The sequence below is a fragment of the Chryseobacterium sp. SIMBA_028 genome (genome assembly GCF_046535285.1).
Classification (GTDB): domain Bacteria; phylum Bacteroidota; class Bacteroidia; order Flavobacteriales; family Weeksellaceae; genus Chryseobacterium.
Genome location: NZ_JAWRWZ010000045.1, coordinates 1 through 624, shown reverse-complemented (window position 1 = coordinate 624; position 624 = coordinate 1). Strand labels below are relative to the sequence as shown.

General features: G+C 44.6%; 1 tRNA gene and 1 rRNA gene. Both read left to right on the top strand.

The features are described 5' to 3' along the window. Positions 1–109: 109 nt before the first annotated feature. Positions 110–183: transfer RNA gene (locus SCA31_RS22440), tRNA-Ala, on the top strand. A gap of 202 nt (positions 184–385) precedes the next feature. Next, positions 386–624, top strand: a 23S ribosomal RNA gene (locus tag SCA31_RS22435); the annotation flags it as partial.

Here is a 624-nt window from a genome sequence, read left to right as displayed (position 1 = left end):
TCGTAGCTCAGCTGGTTAGAGCGCTACACTGATAATGTAGAGGTCGGCAGTTCGAGCCTGCCCGAGACTACTAATTAAGGCGGTAAGCAAAAAGCTTGCAGCACTAGAGGGGGAATTAGCTCAGCTGGCTAGAGCGCCTGCCTTGCACGCAGGAGGTCAAGGGTTCGACTCCCTTATTCTCCACAGTTTTGGATGACTGGTTTAAAAGTTACGAATGGAGCCAAAAACAACATTTGTTCATCAGTTTGACAAGAAGACATTAAGATCATTGACATTAACGGTAAAGACATCACAAAGAGATAACCGAGCACTTTCGAGTGCCGAGTTTATAAAAATATCGATAAATTTATTTATCAAAAAATACTGAACTAATATAATTATTAGGAAAGAAATCGTTAAGGGCGTATGGCGGATGCCTAGGCTTTCAGAGGCGAAGAAGGACGTGGTAAGCTGCGAAAAGCTGCGGGGATTGGCACACACGAATTGATCCGCAGATGTCCGAATGGGGCAACCCGTCTGGTTGAAGACCAGTCACTCTAATTTATTAGAGAGCAAACCCGGAGAACTGAAACATCTAAGTACCCGGAGGAAAAGAAATCGAAGAGATTCCGTAAGTAGTGGCGA